The organism is Novosphingobium piscinae (assembly GCF_014230355.1).
Classification (GTDB): Bacteria; Pseudomonadota; Alphaproteobacteria; order Sphingomonadales; family Sphingomonadaceae; genus Novosphingobium; species Novosphingobium piscinae.
This window is the reverse complement of the sequence record NZ_JACLAX010000022.1, coordinates 1-13,514: the sequence shown is the minus strand read 5'-3', so window position 1 is coordinate 13,514 and position 13,514 is coordinate 1. Positions and strand designations below refer to the sequence as shown.

Annotated in this window: 14 protein-coding genes; 6 read left to right on the top strand and 8 right to left on the bottom strand. The window is 66.8% G+C overall.

Features of this window, described 5'->3' with window-relative positions; all coding sequences use genetic code 11:
• Positions 1-9: 9 nt before the first annotated feature.
• From H7F53_RS15610 to H7F53_RS15585, 6 genes are all read right to left on the bottom strand, one after another.
• A complete protein-coding gene (locus tag H7F53_RS15610) occupies positions 10-1,251 on the bottom strand; it encodes an MFS transporter (RefSeq protein ID WP_185680440.1) in 1,242 nt (413 codons plus the stop codon).
• On the bottom strand, positions 1,248-2,039 hold the full coding sequence (locus H7F53_RS15605; protein WP_185680439.1) for an enoyl-CoA hydratase/isomerase family protein: 792 nt from the start codon (positions 2,037-2,039) through the stop codon (positions 1,248-1,250). Before H7F53_RS15605 ends, H7F53_RS15610 begins: the two co-directional genes overlap by 4 nt.
• 2 nt (positions 2,040-2,041) lie before the next feature.
• A complete protein-coding gene (locus tag H7F53_RS15600) occupies positions 2,042-2,680 on the bottom strand; it encodes a 3-oxoacid CoA-transferase subunit B (protein ID WP_185680438.1) in 639 nt (212 codons plus the stop codon).
• 15 nt (positions 2,681-2,695) lie between these two features.
• Entirely contained in the window at positions 2,696-3,373 is a 678-nt protein-coding gene (locus tag H7F53_RS15595) for a 3-oxoacid CoA-transferase subunit A (RefSeq protein ID WP_185680437.1), read from the bottom strand.
• 67 nt (positions 3,374-3,440) lie between these two features.
• On the bottom strand, positions 3,441-3,971 hold the full coding sequence (locus H7F53_RS15590; RefSeq protein ID WP_185680436.1) for a flavin reductase family protein: 531 nt from the start codon (positions 3,969-3,971) through the stop codon (positions 3,441-3,443).
• 128 nt (positions 3,972-4,099) lie between these two features.
• Positions 4,100-4,849, bottom strand: a complete 750-nt coding sequence (locus H7F53_RS15585; RefSeq protein WP_185680435.1) for a glucose 1-dehydrogenase — start codon at positions 4,847-4,849, stop codon at positions 4,100-4,102.
• Positions 4,850-5,037: 188 nt separating this feature from the next.
• On the opposite strand from H7F53_RS15585, the gene H7F53_RS15580 reads away from it, so the two are divergent.
• Complete coding sequence (locus tag H7F53_RS15580) at positions 5,038-5,826, top strand: enoyl-CoA hydratase/isomerase family protein (RefSeq protein ID WP_185680434.1); 789 nt, start codon at positions 5,038-5,040, stop codon at positions 5,824-5,826.
• Between the two features lie 11 nt (positions 5,827-5,837).
• On the opposite strand, the gene H7F53_RS15575 is transcribed toward H7F53_RS15580, so the two are convergent.
• Positions 5,838-6,551 (bottom strand): TetR/AcrR family transcriptional regulator, encoded by a 714-nt coding sequence (locus tag H7F53_RS15575; RefSeq protein WP_185680433.1) that lies wholly within the window; start codon positions 6,549-6,551, stop codon positions 5,838-5,840.
• A gap of 293 nt (positions 6,552-6,844) precedes the next feature.
• Here H7F53_RS15575 and H7F53_RS15570 point away from each other — a divergent pair, with 293 nt between their 5' ends.
• From H7F53_RS15570 to H7F53_RS15550, 5 genes are all read left to right on the top strand, one after another.
• Positions 6,845-7,222: a nuclear transport factor 2 family protein gene (locus H7F53_RS15570; protein ID WP_185680432.1), complete on the top strand. Its 378-nt coding sequence runs from the start codon at positions 6,845-6,847 to the stop codon at positions 7,220-7,222.
• Between the two features lie 60 nt (positions 7,223-7,282).
• On the top strand, positions 7,283-8,368 hold the full coding sequence (locus H7F53_RS15565) for an LLM class flavin-dependent oxidoreductase (RefSeq protein ID WP_185680431.1): 1,086 nt from the start codon (positions 7,283-7,285) through the stop codon (positions 8,366-8,368).
• 2 nt (positions 8,369-8,370) lie between these two features.
• A complete protein-coding gene (locus tag H7F53_RS15560; protein ID WP_185680430.1) occupies positions 8,371-9,117 on the top strand; it encodes a glucose 1-dehydrogenase in 747 nt (248 codons plus the stop codon).
• Positions 9,118-9,197: 80 nt separating this feature from the next.
• Positions 9,198-11,717 carry a TonB-dependent receptor gene (locus tag H7F53_RS15555; RefSeq protein ID WP_185680429.1) on the top strand — a complete coding sequence of 840 codons (2,520 nt, stop codon included), beginning with the start codon at positions 9,198-9,200 and terminating at the stop codon, positions 11,715-11,717.
• A 104-nt stretch (positions 11,718-11,821) separates the two neighbouring features.
• The gene (locus H7F53_RS15550; protein ID WP_185680428.1) at positions 11,822-12,811 is read left to right on the top strand and encodes an NAD(P)H-dependent flavin oxidoreductase; all 990 of its coding nucleotides are present in this window, start codon (positions 11,822-11,824) and stop codon (positions 12,809-12,811) included.
• A gap of 137 nt (positions 12,812-12,948) precedes the next feature.
• Here H7F53_RS15550 and H7F53_RS15545 read toward each other — a convergent pair.
• On the bottom strand, positions 12,949-13,514 hold a 566-nt coding region (locus H7F53_RS15545; RefSeq protein ID WP_185680427.1), incomplete at its 5' end, for a type-F conjugative transfer system secretin TraK.

Below are 13,514 nucleotides of genomic sequence, written 5' to 3'. Positions count from 1 at the left end.
CGCGGCGTCTCAGGCGGCGACGGTTTCCGCCGCCGGATCCGAGAGGTCGGGATAGCGTCTGAGCAGGAGCAGCATCGCCCCACCGGCAAGGAGCAGCGCTGCCGCAGCGTAAATCGGCATGGCATAGCTGTGGGTGCGATCGTAGATCGCTCCGAAGGTCATCGGGGCGATGCCAGCCGATACCGCCAGGAACATGTAGAGCCGCCCGTAGATCCGGGCATAGTCGCGCAGTCCGAAATAGCGGCCGATCAGGAAGGCCAGCATGTCGAACTCCATGCCCGTGACCAGCCCGATCGAGGCGGCGCACAGGCTGTAGACCAGCAGGGGCTGCGCAGTATTCAGCAGCAGGCAGCCGATCGCCGCCGGCACCAGCACGATCAGCGCCACCAGCGGGGCCCAGAGCCGGTCGACCAGGATCCCCACGGCCAAGCGCCCGGCAATGATCGCCGCACCCATCGAGCCCATCACGCCCACGGCTTGGGCCGCGCTCATCCCGCGGTCGGTCAGTGCCGGGACGAGGTTGGGGATCAGCCCCCCGACCGCCATGTAGATGCAGGCCGAGGAGAGTCCGATCAGCCAGAACCGCCCGGTACGGACAACGTGGCTGACGTCCATGCCCCGGGCCTGTGCCGAACTGCCGTCCCCGCCGGGTGTCTCGGGCATGCCGCGCGGGACGAACACGGCGCAGAGCGGGAGGACCGCAAGGGCCACGAAGGCCGCCAAAGCGAGGTAGGCCGACCGCCATCCGCCCTGCTCCAGCCCGGCCTCGGCGATCCGCGGCATGAGCATGGCGGACAGGCCCGTGCCGGACAGAGCCAGGCCCAGCGCCAGCCCGCGGCTCCGTTCGAAGCTCGCCGCGACATAGGTGCTCCAGCTCACCGCGTTGGCCCCGGCACCGAGCAGCGACATCAGCCCATAGGCGAGGTACAGCTGCCACAACCATCCGCTCATGGCGGCACCGAGCAGCAGGGACAGGGCCATGCCGGCAAGACCCGACACGACCGTCAGCCGCAGCCCGTAACGGCGCACCAGCCACCCGGCGAGCGGTCCGCCGACCAGCCCGAGCCCGGTGCTGAACAGGATCGCCGCCTGGATCGCGGCGCGGCTCCAGAGGAATTCGGCGCTGAGCGGGGCGACGAACAGGCCCAGAGTATAGACCGGCAGTGTGGCTGGCGCGCAGGTCAGGCCCAGTGCGGTCAGCGCCACGCTGGGCCAACCGCGACGCCATTCGGCCCCGGCCGTTGCGGTCATCTGGCCTCGGGCTTGCTGCCGGCCTTCAGGGCCGCCTCGACCGCCGCCTGGCTCAGCGGATCCTCGACCAGCGCCGCGGAAATCTCCTGCGCCTCCAGATAGGCGTCCATCCATTCCGAGCCTTCCCATTCGAGCGAGGCGCGCTTGCGGGCGCGCAGCACGGGCAGGTTCTTGCGCGCGATCTGCGCGGCGAGATCCAGCGCCATCGGCACCACCGCCGGGGCGGGCAGGACGTAGTTGAAGAAGCCGGTCGGTTCGAGCTCGCGCGCGGTGAAGGCGCGGCCCGTGTAGACCATTTCGCGGATCTTCGCCTCGGGCATCCGCAGCGCAGCAAACAGCCCGGCGCTACCGCCGACCAGACCGTAATCGACCTCGGGGCAGGCGAAGCGGGCGTTCTCGGCCGCAACGCGCAGATCGCACATCCCGGCGAGCATGACGCCCACCCCGACGGCGGCGCCCTCGATCGCCGCAATCATCGGACGATCGATACCATGGAACTTCGGCAGCTGCTCGTTGATGAAGTGGTAGCGCTCCTTGCGGCGCTCCGCGGTCATGTCCTTGAACTCGTTGAGGTCGGCCCCGCCGCACCAGGCCCGAGCGCCGGGCGGAGCGGTGATCACCAGCACCCGCACGGCTTCGTTGCTCGTGACATAGTCGGCCAGCGTCCCGAGATCCTCATAGACCGAGAGCGAAACCGCGTTCACCGGTGGCCGGGAGAAGGTGACCTGGAGCACCCCGTGTTCGTGGCGGGAGACCGTAAAGGCTCCGAAGTCGGTCCGGTTGGGCATGGTCAGGCCATCTCCAGCGGGAGGCCGGTCATGCCCCTCAGCTCCTCGAGCGTCATGTCCGGGACCATCTCGATGACCCTGGCTCCCTCGGGTCCGACGCTGAACACGGCGACGTCGCTGTAGACGCGGGACACGCAGGCGAGGCCGGTAAGCGGGTAGGTGCACTTTTCGACCAGCTTGCTCTCGCCTGCCTTGGTGAGGAGATCCATCATCACGAAGACCTGCCGGGCCCCAATCGCGAGGTCCATGGCTCCACCGACGGCGGGAACCGCATCGGGCGCGCCAGTGTGCCAGTTGGCAAGGTCGCCGTGAACCGAGACCTGGAAGGCCCCGAGCACGCAGATGTCGATGTGCCCGCCGCGCATCATCGCGAAGCTGTCGCCATGGTGGAAGAACGATCCGCCCGCGAGCAGGGTGACCGGCTGCTTCCCGGCGTTGATCAGCTCCCAGTCGATGTCCGCCTCGGCCGGGGCGGGGCCCATGCCGAGCAGGCCATTTTCGCTCTGGAGGAACACCTCCTTGTCCTGCGGCAGGTAGTTGGCGACCATGGTCGGGGCGCCGATGCCGAGGTTGACGTAGGCGCCTTCCGGAATGTCGCGGGCGACCCGGGCGGCGAGGGCGGTACGGTCCATGCGCTGCATGTCAGTTTCCTTCGGTCAGGCGGTCGCGGGGGCGCTGCTCAGCACCACGCGGTTGACGAAGATGCCGGGGGTCACGATCGTTTCCGGATCGAGTGCGCCCAGTTCGACGATCTCGGCGACCTGGACCACGGTGGTCCTGGCGGCGCGCGCCATGATCGGTCCGAAATTGCGGGCGACCTTGCGATAGACGAGATTGCCCCAACGGTCCGCGGCCCGCGCCTTGACCAGCGCGAAATCGGCATGGATCGGGTATTCGAGCACGTAATGCCGTCCGTCGATCTCGCGGGTTTCCTTGCCCTCGGCGAGCAAGGTGCCATAGCCGGTCGGCGTGTAGACCGCGCCCAGCCCGGCGCCCGCGGCTTCGATGCGGCAGGCCAGGTTGCCTTGCGGGACCAGCTCCAGCTCGACCTCTCCCGCGCGGTAGCGCGCCTCGAAGTGGTGCGAGCCGTTCTGCCGCGGGAACGAGCAGATCACCTTGCGCACGCGCTTGGCCTTCATCAGCGCGGCAATGCCGACTTCGCCGGCTCCAGCGTTGTTGCTGATGATGGTGAGGTCGGTCGCCCCCTGGGCGATCACCGCCTCGATCAGTTCCGCCGGCGCCCCGGCGTCGCCGAAACCGCTGATCATGATCGCGGCACCATCCTGCAGGCCGGCCACGGCCTCGGCCATCGAATCGACGATCTTGTTTATCATTGCTCGCGTCCTCTCTGCGGATCCGCGCGGCTTTGCTGGCGGATCCGCTCCATCACGTCATGGCGGGTCAGACCGGCCCGGCCATCGCATATTTTCCGTCCAGATAGAGCAGGGCACTGGCACCGGCCTTGCGGCGCATTTCGCCGACGCGTCCGATCAGGATCGTGTGCGTGCCGTGCGAATGGGTGGTCTCGATGGTGCATTCGAACGAAACGGTGGCGCTGTCGAGCAGCGGCTGTCCTTCGGGGCCGGCGCTCCACAGCGCTTCGACGAACCTGTCCTTGCCGGTCAGCGCGTTCTTGCCCGAGAAATGGCCTACGACGTGCTGATCGTCCGCGGACAGGAGGCTGAGGCCGAACGCCCCGGCGCGCAGGATCAGGTCATGCGCGCTAGTGGTCCGGTTGACGCAGGCGAGCAGCATCGGCGGATCGGCGCAGAGCGAGGACCAGGCCGTCGCAACCAGGCCGCCGGCCTCCTCGCCGGTCGCGGCGGAGATCACCGCGACGGCGCCGGGGACCTGTCGCATCTGTTCGAGAAAGGCGGCGCGCTGTGCGGCATCCGCCGCCTGCGCCGACCCGGTCGTGTCATCCCCCGCCATAGATTCACCAAATCCGACAAACCGTCGGATATACCTAGCGGCTGGAGCGGATGGCGCAAGTCCAAATGTGCAGGGGCGGGAGCGGCCATGCCGCTCCCGCCCCTGCCACAACTGCCCGGATCTGGGGGTCAGAGCGCGGTCAGGCCGCCGTCGATGATGTATTCCGAGCCGGTGATGAAGCCCGACTCGTCCGAGGCGAGGAAGACCACCAGGTTCGAGACGTCCTCCGCTTCACCGACCCGTCCGATCGGCACCGAGCCCGAGGCGATCCTGATGCCCTCCTCGTCGAGCGCATCGGTCATCATCTTGGTCTTGATGTAGCCGGGGTGGACCGAATTCGCGCGGATGCCGTCCTTCCCGTATTCGATCGCGACCTGCTTGGTGATCCCGCGGACCGCGAACTTGCTGGCGGCGTAGGCCACGTTCGGTGTGCCGTAGATCGCGACGATGCCCGAGATCGACGAGATGTTCACGATCGACCCGCCGCTGGCCCGCAGCATCGACGGGATCACGTGCTTGGTGCCCAGGAACACTGACGTCTGGTTGATGGCGCAGACCCGGTTGAACTCGGCTTCGCTCAGATCGGCGCACTTGGTCGGCGCGCCGATGATCCCCGCGTTGTTGATCAGCGCCGTGACCGGACCGAACCGGCTTTCGGCCGCGCTCACGGCAGAGGCCCAGCTGGCCTCGTCGGCGACGTTGAGCTGGAAGAAGGCGGCCTTGTCGCCGAGTTCGTCCGCCAGGGCTTGGCCGCCGGCCGCGTCGATGTCCGTGATGAGTACCGCAGCGCCCTCGGCGACGAAACGGCGGGCATGGGCCGCCCCCATGCCTTGCGCCGCGCCCGTTATGATCGCGACCTTCCCGTCCAGCCTTCCCATACCCGCACTCCTCGTATACGTTTTCGACGAAATTTCGGGTATAGTGCAGGATCGGAGCGCAAAAGGGAAGCCATTCGTTGCGAGCCTTCGTGGCGTGGCGTGCTGCGCCGGCAGATCAGGGCGCCTCGGTGGCTGCGCATCGCGGGGCTGCGAGGCAGGCGTCGGCCCCGAACAGGGAGAGGACATCAATGATGGAGCAATGGGGGCATTTCACCTTGACCGTCGACAGCGACGGGGTCGCCGTGGCGCTGTTCAGTCGCCCGCCTGTCAATGCCGTGTCCATCGCGGTCTATGAGGACCTCGTTCGGCTCGCCGACCGGATCGATGGTGATCCTGCGATCAAGGCGGTCGTGCTGACCGCTCCCGACGAGTCGCGGGCGTGGTGCGGCGGGGCCGACCTCAACGATTTCGTCGGCATGGACCCGGTGAAGCGCAAGGCGCGCTACGAGTTCATCAACGCCTCGCTCCCGCGCTTTGCCGCGATCGAGCGCCCGGTGATTGCCGCCATCAACGGTCCGGTGGTCGGGATCGGCATGTTGCTGGTCGGTCTGTGCGACATGAGGGTCGCGGCGGAGAACGCCCGGTTCTCCTGTCCCGAGATCGACTACGGCCTGGTCGCGGGCGGGGCAGGTATCCTCGCCCTGGCCAGAATGCCGGAAGCCAAGGTGCGCGAGATGCTGTTCACCGGCTCGCGTTTCACCGCGCGCGAACTCGAGCCGACGGGCTATTTCAACTATGTCGTGCCGCGAGAAGACGTCCTGGCGAAGGCGATGGATCTTGCGAAAACCATCGCCGGCAAGAGCCTCCCCGCGATCGTGGCGCGCAAGCAGGCTTGCCTTGCCACCGAGGGGCGCACCTGGACCGATGCCTATCTGCAGGCGCAGGCCCTGTCCGGAGGCCTGGCGGCGGGCCGCGACGGTGCCGAAGGCGTTGCCGCCTTTCTCGAGAAACGTCCCGCCCGTTTCGGCGACGCCTAGGGCAGGGCGCCTCAGTCCTTCTCGTTGGCGATCATGTTGAGCACGCGCTCGGTGATTTCCGCGCTGGCCTTGGTCAGATTGCGGGGGCGGCGGTACAGCAGCCAGGTGATGATCACCTGGTTGACCGCGCCGAGCAGCAGCGAGGCTGTCTCGTAAGTGTTTCGGCCAGCGGGGAATTCGCCCTGCCGCACACCCTCGTCGATCAGGTAGAGCACGATCCGCGCGAAGTCATCGACGGAATGGCGCAGTTCGGTTTCGCTGACGAGCACGCTGGGCCAGATCTCGAGGTAGAACAGGCGGCCCCATTCGGCATGCTCGCGGGCAAAGTCGGCCGACATCGAAAGATAAAGCTGCAACTTGTCGCGGGCCGAGGTTCGCCCGGCCACGGCGGTCCGATACTCCTCGAAGAAGGTGACCAGGTGCGAGGTCGGGAGGTCGTAGGCCAGATCCTCCTTGCTCTTGTAGTACTCGTAGAGCGTGGAGGTGGAGATCCCAGCCTCGGCGGCGATGTCGGCGATCCGTGAACGCGAGATCCCGTCGCGCGCGAACACCCGCAGAGCGGCGTTGAGGATCTGCTGTTCGGTGCGCTTGCTGCGGTCCTGCTTGCGATCGGGCGCGCGTTTGGGTCGGGTGGTGGCCCGGTGGAGCAGGTCTTCCCACTCGTCCGCATCGGTCGCGGGAAGGGCAGACTGCAGGGACACGGCGGCCCGGGATTGCGTTGGCATGGATTGGCAGCCTTGTCTGGTGGCGTTTTCCGCTATTAACAGCATACGTTCCGCCGACCAAGGGTCGGATTGATGGCCGTTGGGGCATGCTTAACGCCACCAAAACAGGCATTTGCTCCAATATTTCCGATAAAACGTCGAAAAAAATTGACTGCGGTTTTTTGGGAATCTACATCCGCCGTCAGAAACTGAGGAATTTCGATTCCCATGGGTGAGAGGCTGCAGCGCCACCATTGTCCGATCCCGGCCCGCCTTCGGGTGCGTCGGAAGGACCACGGCGCGTGGAGGGTGTGATGGGCGAACTGGCAGACAAGTCCGAACGGTTGATCCAAGCCTACAACGCCAAGGATTTCGGTGCGATGGCCGAATTGATCGCGCCGGACATCGACTTTGCGCACTTCAACCGCAACTTCGTGCTGAATTCGCGCGATGGCCTGATCGAAGTGCTGCAGGGCTTCGCGGCAAGCTACGTCCCGGATCGCCGGTTCGAGGATGCCGAGATGGTGCTCGAGGTGGGCGATACCGTCATCCGTCAGGCCTGGTATGTCGGGACCGCCGCGGTCGATCTGCCCGGGTTCGGCGCCGCCGGGGAGAGCTTCCGGCTCAAGTTCTGCAGCTTCATGCGCTTCGGCCCCGACGGCTTGCTCGTCGAGTGGAAGGATTTCGGCTGAGGCGGACGGCCGGTCCCGCCCGGCTGTCGTCGCTTCGTCCAGCTCAGGAAAGGTGATCCCATGAAAATCGGAATGTTCCAGACGCCGTTCCTTCGGCCCGAGCGGACCGCCAAGCAGGTCTTCCAGTGGGCTGTGCAGCAGGCGATCCATGCCGATCGCATCGGCTTCAGCGAATACTGGGTGGGTGAGCACGGCACGCTGGACTGGGAAAGCATCCCCAGCCCCGAGTTGGTGATCGCCGCCGCCGCCTTCCAGACGCAGCAGATCAAGTTCGGGCCGCTGGCCCACCTGCTGCCCTATCACCACCCGGCGACCCTGGCGGTGCAGACGGCCTGGCTCAGCCAGGTGCTGGAAGGCCGCTACATGCTCGGCGTCGCCACGGGCGCCTATCCGACCGACGCGGCGCTGCGCGGCATCACCGACATGAGCAAGAACCACGCGATGATGCTCGAGGCGATCGACATCATGCAGCGCGTCTGGAAGAACGAGCCGTTCCAGATGGAGGGCCAGTTCTGGAACGCCGGCTGCCCGGCGAGCGATCCCAAGCACCCGCTGCGCGATATCCGTCCCTGGGGCGGGGAAATGCAGATGGCCATGACCGGCCTGTCGGCTCCCTCGCCGTCGATCACCTTTGCCGGCAAGCGCGGCTACATTCCGGCCTCGGTCTATGCCGGCAATGACTTCCTGCGCAGCCATTTCGACACCTACCGCGAGGAGATGGAGAAGGCGGGCCGGTCGAGCGACCGTTCGGCGCATCGCGTGGTCCGCGACGTGGTCGTCGCCGAGACCGACGCCGAGGCGCGCAAGCTGGCGATCGAGGGCGGCCTCGGCCATGCCTGGGACAGCTACATCAAGCCGACCTACCAGCGCTTCGGCGTGCTCAAGGGCCTGCTGCACGACCCTTCGGTCGATCCCGAGGCGGTCGATGCCGAGTACCTCGCCGAGCATGTCTGGATCGTTGGTTCGCCCGAGACCGTGCGGCAGAAGATCCAGGCCTGGTGCGATGATCTGGGCGGGCCCTTCGGCACGCTGCTGATCTACAGCCACGACTACATCGACAACCCGGAGCCCTGGGAGCACTCGATGAAGCTCCTGGCCCAGGAGGTCGCCCCCAAGATCGGCGCAGCCGAGCCGGTGGCCGCCTGACCATGGCGCGGCTCGCGGGCAAGGTGGCCGTGATCACGGGCGCGGCCCAGGGCATGGGCGAGGCCCATGCCCGGGCCTTCGTCCGCGAGGGCGCCAAGGTGGTGATGACGGATATCAATGCGAGCCGCGGCGCGGCCATCGCCGCGGAACTGGGCGAGGCGGCCGTGTTCGTCGAACACGACGTGGCCAACGCAGCCCAGTGGCAGGAGGTGGTCGCCGCCGCCGAGGAGCGGTTCGGCCGGGTGTCGGTGCTGGTCAACAACGCGGGCATCATCGGGCCGATCAAGGGCCTGCTGGACTTCAGCGAGGCAGAGTTCCTGCAGGTCTGCGCGGTCAACCAGCTCGGTGTCTATCTGGGCATGCAGGCGGTGGTGCCCTCGATGATCGCGGGCGGCGGCGGGTCGATCGTCAACATTTCGTCGATCGCCGGGATGCTGGGCACCGCGGCGTCGTCCAACGCGGCCTACTGCGCAAGCAAGTGGGCCGTGCGTGGGATGAGCAAGCTCATGGCGGTGTGGCACGGCAAGGATGGGATCCGGGTCAACTCGGTCCACCCCGGCTACATCCTCACCCCGATGATGGTGGCCGCCACCGACGAGACCGGCGGCGGGGCCGCCGATGGCATTCCGCTGGGCCGCATGGCCCAGCCCGAAGAAGTTTCCAATGTCGTCGTGTTCCTAGCTTCGGACGAGGCATCGTTCGTGTCCGGCCATGAACATGTTGTCGACGGCGGGATGATCGCCGGGTGATCCGGTGCCGCGGGACATTTGGCCGCGGGAGTGAAGCTGCGTGCGGCGAGAGCCGGCGAGACCATGTGAGGGAGGTAGCGATGCGCCTGAATAAACAGTACCTTGCGAGCGGAGCCTTTGTGGCGCTCGCCACCATGCTGGCCACTCCGGCCTTCGCCCAGGCTCAACCCCAGGGTCAAACGGCTGCGGACGACACCCCCGCCGCCGGCGAGATCATCGTCACGGCCAACAAGCGCGAGCAGTCGGCCAACAGCGTCGGCCTGACCATCACCGCGGCCTCGGGCGAAAGCCTGATCACCCGCGGCGTGAGCGGCCCTGCCGATCTGGCCAAGCTCGTCCCGGGCTTCACCTTCACCCAGTCGCTCTACTCGACCCCGGTCTTCACCCTGCGCGGCATCGGCCTCTATGACGCCACCTTCGGCGCGCCCCCGTCGGTCTCGGTCTACACCGACCAGATCCCGCGCAACGCCCCCGTGATGTCGGACGCGCTCGATCTCGACATCGAACGGGTTGAAGTGCTCAAGGGCCCGCAGGGCACCCTGTTCGGCCAGAGCTCGACCGGCGGCGCGATCAACTACATCGTCGGCAAGCCCACCCAGGACTTCCATGCCGGTGTCGACGCCTCCTACGAGCGTTTCAACCGTGCCGAGATCGGTGGCTTCGTCAGCGGCCCGCTGGGCGACAAGGTCTCGGCCCGTCTGGCGGTCAAGACCGTCACCGGCGGCGCCTGGCAGCGCAGCCTGTCGCGGCCCGATGACCACAACGGCGATGCCCGCAAGCTGATGGGCCGCCTCACGCTCGACATCCGTCCGAGCGAGAAGGTCAAGATCGAGCTGATGGCCACCGGATCGCGTGACCAATCGGATCCGCTTGCTCCGCAGTACGCCGGCACGATCTATAACATCTACGGCAGCCAGGCGCAGCTCACGGCCTCGAAGAACCCCTTCGGTTACGTCGATGCCGCTCGCTATGCCCAGTTCACCACCCCCGGCCAGGCCGGCTACAGCGCCAGCTTCCTCGGCGCCCAGTCGACGCTGGTGACCCGGCTCAACGGCACCGACGCCGCGGTTGCCGCCGGTGCCCGCGCCGTGCTCGGCACCCGGATCAGCAACGATCCGCGCGACGCGGAGTGGACCCCGGGCCTGCTCGGCAAGTCGGACAACAGCTACTACCAGTTCGCCGGCCGGGCCGACATCGAGCTGACCGACACGATCACACTGACTTCGGTCACCGCCCTTGCCAAGCAGAAGCTGGCCTACAACCAGGATCTGGACGGCACCGTGGCCCGCGTGGTGGACGTGCCGCTCAACGGCAACGTGCGCACCTTCAACCAGGAACTGCGTCTTGCCGGGAACACCGACAAGCTGCACTGGATCGTCGGCGGCAGCTATGACAACGTCCGGACCGAGCAGAACAACTTCTTCCGTCTGAACGATTATTCCGGCAACCTGGGGCTGATCGCGCTGACCCTCAACAACTACACCTCGCGGCTGCGCTCCTACGGCGTGTTCGCGAACGTGGAAGCCGAGGTCGTGCCCAACCTGACGGTGCAGGGCGGCGTGCGCTACACCAACACCAAGCAGAGCGCGACCTACTGCTACAACGACCCCGCGATCGACACCGCCCAGGGCACAGCCATCATCTATGGTTCGGCGCTCAACAGCGTGCCGATCACGATCAAGCCGGGCGAGTGCTTCCCGACCACGGGTGACCTGCTGCTGGGCACGGCGAAGTCGACGATCAAGCCGGTCAACAGCGACCTGGGCGAGGACAACGTCTCGTTCCGCTTCGGCCTGAACTACAAGTTCGACCAGGGCACGCTGCTCTACGCGACGGTCAGCCAGGGCTACAAGGCCGGCACCTTCTCGGCCATTGGCGCCTCGCGCGTCCTGCAGTACACGCCCGCGACCCAGGAGAAGGTCCTGGCCTTCGAAGCGGGCTTCAAGGCGCCGCTGGCCGATCGCAAGGTCCAGCTGAACGCCGCGGCGTTCTACTATGACTACAAGGACAAGCAAGTCCGCGGCCGTATCGCCGATCCGGTCTTCGGCCTGCTCGAGAAGATGCTGAACGTGCCCAAGTCCTACATCTTCGGCATCGAGGGCGAACTGGTCGTGCGGCCGGTCGATGGCCTGACGCTGAGCGGCAGCGCCACTTACCTCAAGGCCAAGGTCACCTCGGATTACGCGAAGACCCCGGACGGGCAGGCAGTTTACAACGCCGCCGGCTACACAGGCAACTTCCGTGACTCCGAGCTGCCCTACACGCCGAAGTTCAGCGCCAATGCCGATGCCCAGTACGAGTTCCCCGTCTCGGGCAACCTGAACGGCTTCGTCGGTGGCACGCTGACCTACCAGGGTCGCCAGAACACCACGTTCAACAACGCGGCCCTGCCGGCGGTGGACTTCAACATCCCGGGCTATGCCACCCTCGACGCGCGCATGGGCGTGGCGACGGCGGACGGGCGCTGGCGGGCGACGCTCTACGGCCGGAACATCACCAACAAGGCGTTCACGACCGCGATCTCGACCTACCTCGACACCCTGATCCGGTATCGCGGCAAGCCGTCCGTCTACGGCGCCTCGGTCGCCTACCGCTTCTGACCCTGAGGCAGGGTGCCCATCCGGGCGCCCTGCCACTCAGTCCAACTCGTGCGGTCGTCCCAGCTCTGCCGGGGCGGCCGCGCCTTGTTTGAGGGCACCCTGCCATGATCCGGACCCGCATCACCGATCTGCTGGGGATCGCCCATCCGATCATCCAGGGCGGCATGATGTGGGTCGGGCGGGCCGAACTGGCCGCAGCGGTCTCCAATGCGGGGGCGCTCGGCATGCTGACCGCCCTCACGCAGCCCACGCCTGACGATCTGCGGCACGAGATCGCGCGATGCCGGGCATTGACGGACAAGCCGTTCGGGGTGAACCTGACCTTCCTGCCCTCGCTTAATCCGCCGCCCTATGCCGCCTACCGTGAGGCAATCATCGATAGCGGGGTGAGGGTGGTCGAAACGGCGGGATCATCGCCGCGCGTGCATATCGAGCATTTCAAGGCGCATGGCATCACGGTGCTGCACAAGTGCACTTCGGTCCGCCACGCACTCTCTGCGGAGCGGATGGGCGCTGACGTCGTCTCGATCGACGGTTTCGAATGCGCAGGCCATCCCGGCGAGGACGACACGCCTGGGCTCGTCCTGATCCCGGCGACCGTGGATAAGGTCCGCGTTCCGGTGGTCGCCAGCGGCGGGATTGGAGATGGGCGGGGACTGATCGCCGCCCTGGCGCTCGGCGCCGAGGGTGTCACCATGGGCACCCGCTTCATGGCCACGCGCGAGGCACCGGTCCACGAGGCGGTCAAGCAACTCCTTGTCGACAACGACGAACGGAGCACCCGCCTGATCCTGCGCGAGTACCGGAACTCCGGGCGGGTGGTCCACAACACGGTGGCCGACGAGGTCAACCGGATCAGCGGCATGGGCGAGCCCTTCGCGGCCGTAGCCCCGCTGGTTGCCGGAACGCGGGTCCGCCAAGTCCTGGAGACCGGCAATCTCGAGGCCGGCCTGATCTATGCGGGACAGGTGCAGGGACTGATCCGTGACATCCCCTCGTGTGCCGAGCTGATCGCCCGGATCATGGACCAGGCCGAGGCCGGTATCGACCGGCTAGGGTGCGTCAAGAAGCGTGAGCCATCACGTTTGGATTGAGCCACCGGTCACTGCTGGGCAGGGCGGGGGAGGCCCGTCAAGGCATGGTCGATGGCCACGTGGATCAATCCGGATGTAGCCATTTGCATCCACATTTTCCGGGGGCAGGGTTGGGGGCACCGGTGACCTTTGGCCTGTCAGAAATGGTCCGAAAACAGTGCCCAGGATGGTCGCGTGTGACTCCCGCCCTCTCCGCTTGTGCCGACGACGAAGGCGGTGGTGCTCGCGCCGGGCGACAGCAGCGGCGTCTGGATCGCGACGGCAAGGGTACCGCGCGGGGCAAGATCGCTTTCCTTGAGCGTCACGGATTTCGCGCCGCGGTTGCTGAGGCGCACGACCTTTCCGGCAAGGCTCGCGCCCCGGTACTCGGCGAGGAGCTGGACCTCGAGCTCGCCGGCACGGGCCGGGGTACTGCTCGCCTGGCGCACGGCGAAGCCGTCGATCGTCCGGTCGTTCGCCATGGCTTCGATCAGGCGCACCGCGCTCGTCTCGGGCGGTGTCTCGCCCTCCCAGTCGGCGGCCTTGTTTCGCGCGATCGCCGGATTGGTGACGAAGACCTGAGCCGCCGGAATCGGCTCGATCCGGCAGGCGACCTTGTAGACGAAGCCCTTCTTCGTAGTGGCAAAGAAGCTGATCGTGCGCGCGGCATAGGTCTCGGGGACCGAGACATAGATGTCGCCGCGCACCGGCTCGTTGGTCACGG

Bases quoted from the DNA above. Each gene is read 5' to 3' on its own strand.
- H7F53_RS15600 (WP_185680438.1), bottom strand. From the start codon at position 2,680: ATGCAGCGCATGGACCGTACCGCCCTCGCCGCCCGGGTCGCCCGCGAC.
- H7F53_RS15595 (WP_185680437.1), bottom strand. From the start codon at position 3,373: ATGATAAACAAGATCGTCGATTCGATGGCCGAGGCCGTGGCCGGCCTG.
- H7F53_RS15565 (WP_185680431.1), top strand. From the start codon at position 7,283: ATGAAAATCGGAATGTTCCAGACGCCGTTCCTTCGGCCCGAGCGGACC.
- H7F53_RS15580 (WP_185680434.1), top strand. From the start codon at position 5,038: ATGATGGAGCAATGGGGGCATTTCACCTTGACCGTCGACAGCGACGGG.
- H7F53_RS15560 (WP_185680430.1), top strand. From the start codon at position 8,371: ATGGCGCGGCTCGCGGGCAAGGTGGCCGTGATCACGGGCGCGGCCCAG.
- H7F53_RS15610 (WP_185680440.1), bottom strand. From the start codon at position 1,251: ATGACCGCAACGGCCGGGGCCGAATGGCGTCGCGGTTGGCCCAGCGTG.
- H7F53_RS15585 (WP_185680435.1), bottom strand. From the start codon at position 4,849: ATGGGAAGGCTGGACGGGAAGGTCGCGATCATAACGGGCGCGGCGCAA.
- H7F53_RS15570 (WP_185680432.1), top strand. From the start codon at position 6,845: ATGGGCGAACTGGCAGACAAGTCCGAACGGTTGATCCAAGCCTACAAC.
- H7F53_RS15555 (WP_185680429.1), top strand. From the start codon at position 9,198: ATGCGCCTGAATAAACAGTACCTTGCGAGCGGAGCCTTTGTGGCGCTC.
- H7F53_RS15575 (WP_185680433.1), bottom strand. From the start codon at position 6,551: ATGCCAACGCAATCCCGGGCCGCCGTGTCCCTGCAGTCTGCCCTTCCC.
- H7F53_RS15605 (WP_185680439.1), bottom strand. From the start codon at position 2,039: ATGCCCAACCGGACCGACTTCGGAGCCTTTACGGTCTCCCGCCACGAA.
- H7F53_RS15550 (WP_185680428.1), top strand. From the start codon at position 11,822: ATGATCCGGACCCGCATCACCGATCTGCTGGGGATCGCCCATCCGATC.
- H7F53_RS15590 (WP_185680436.1), bottom strand. From the start codon at position 3,971: ATGGCGGGGGATGACACGACCGGGTCGGCGCAGGCGGCGGATGCCGCA.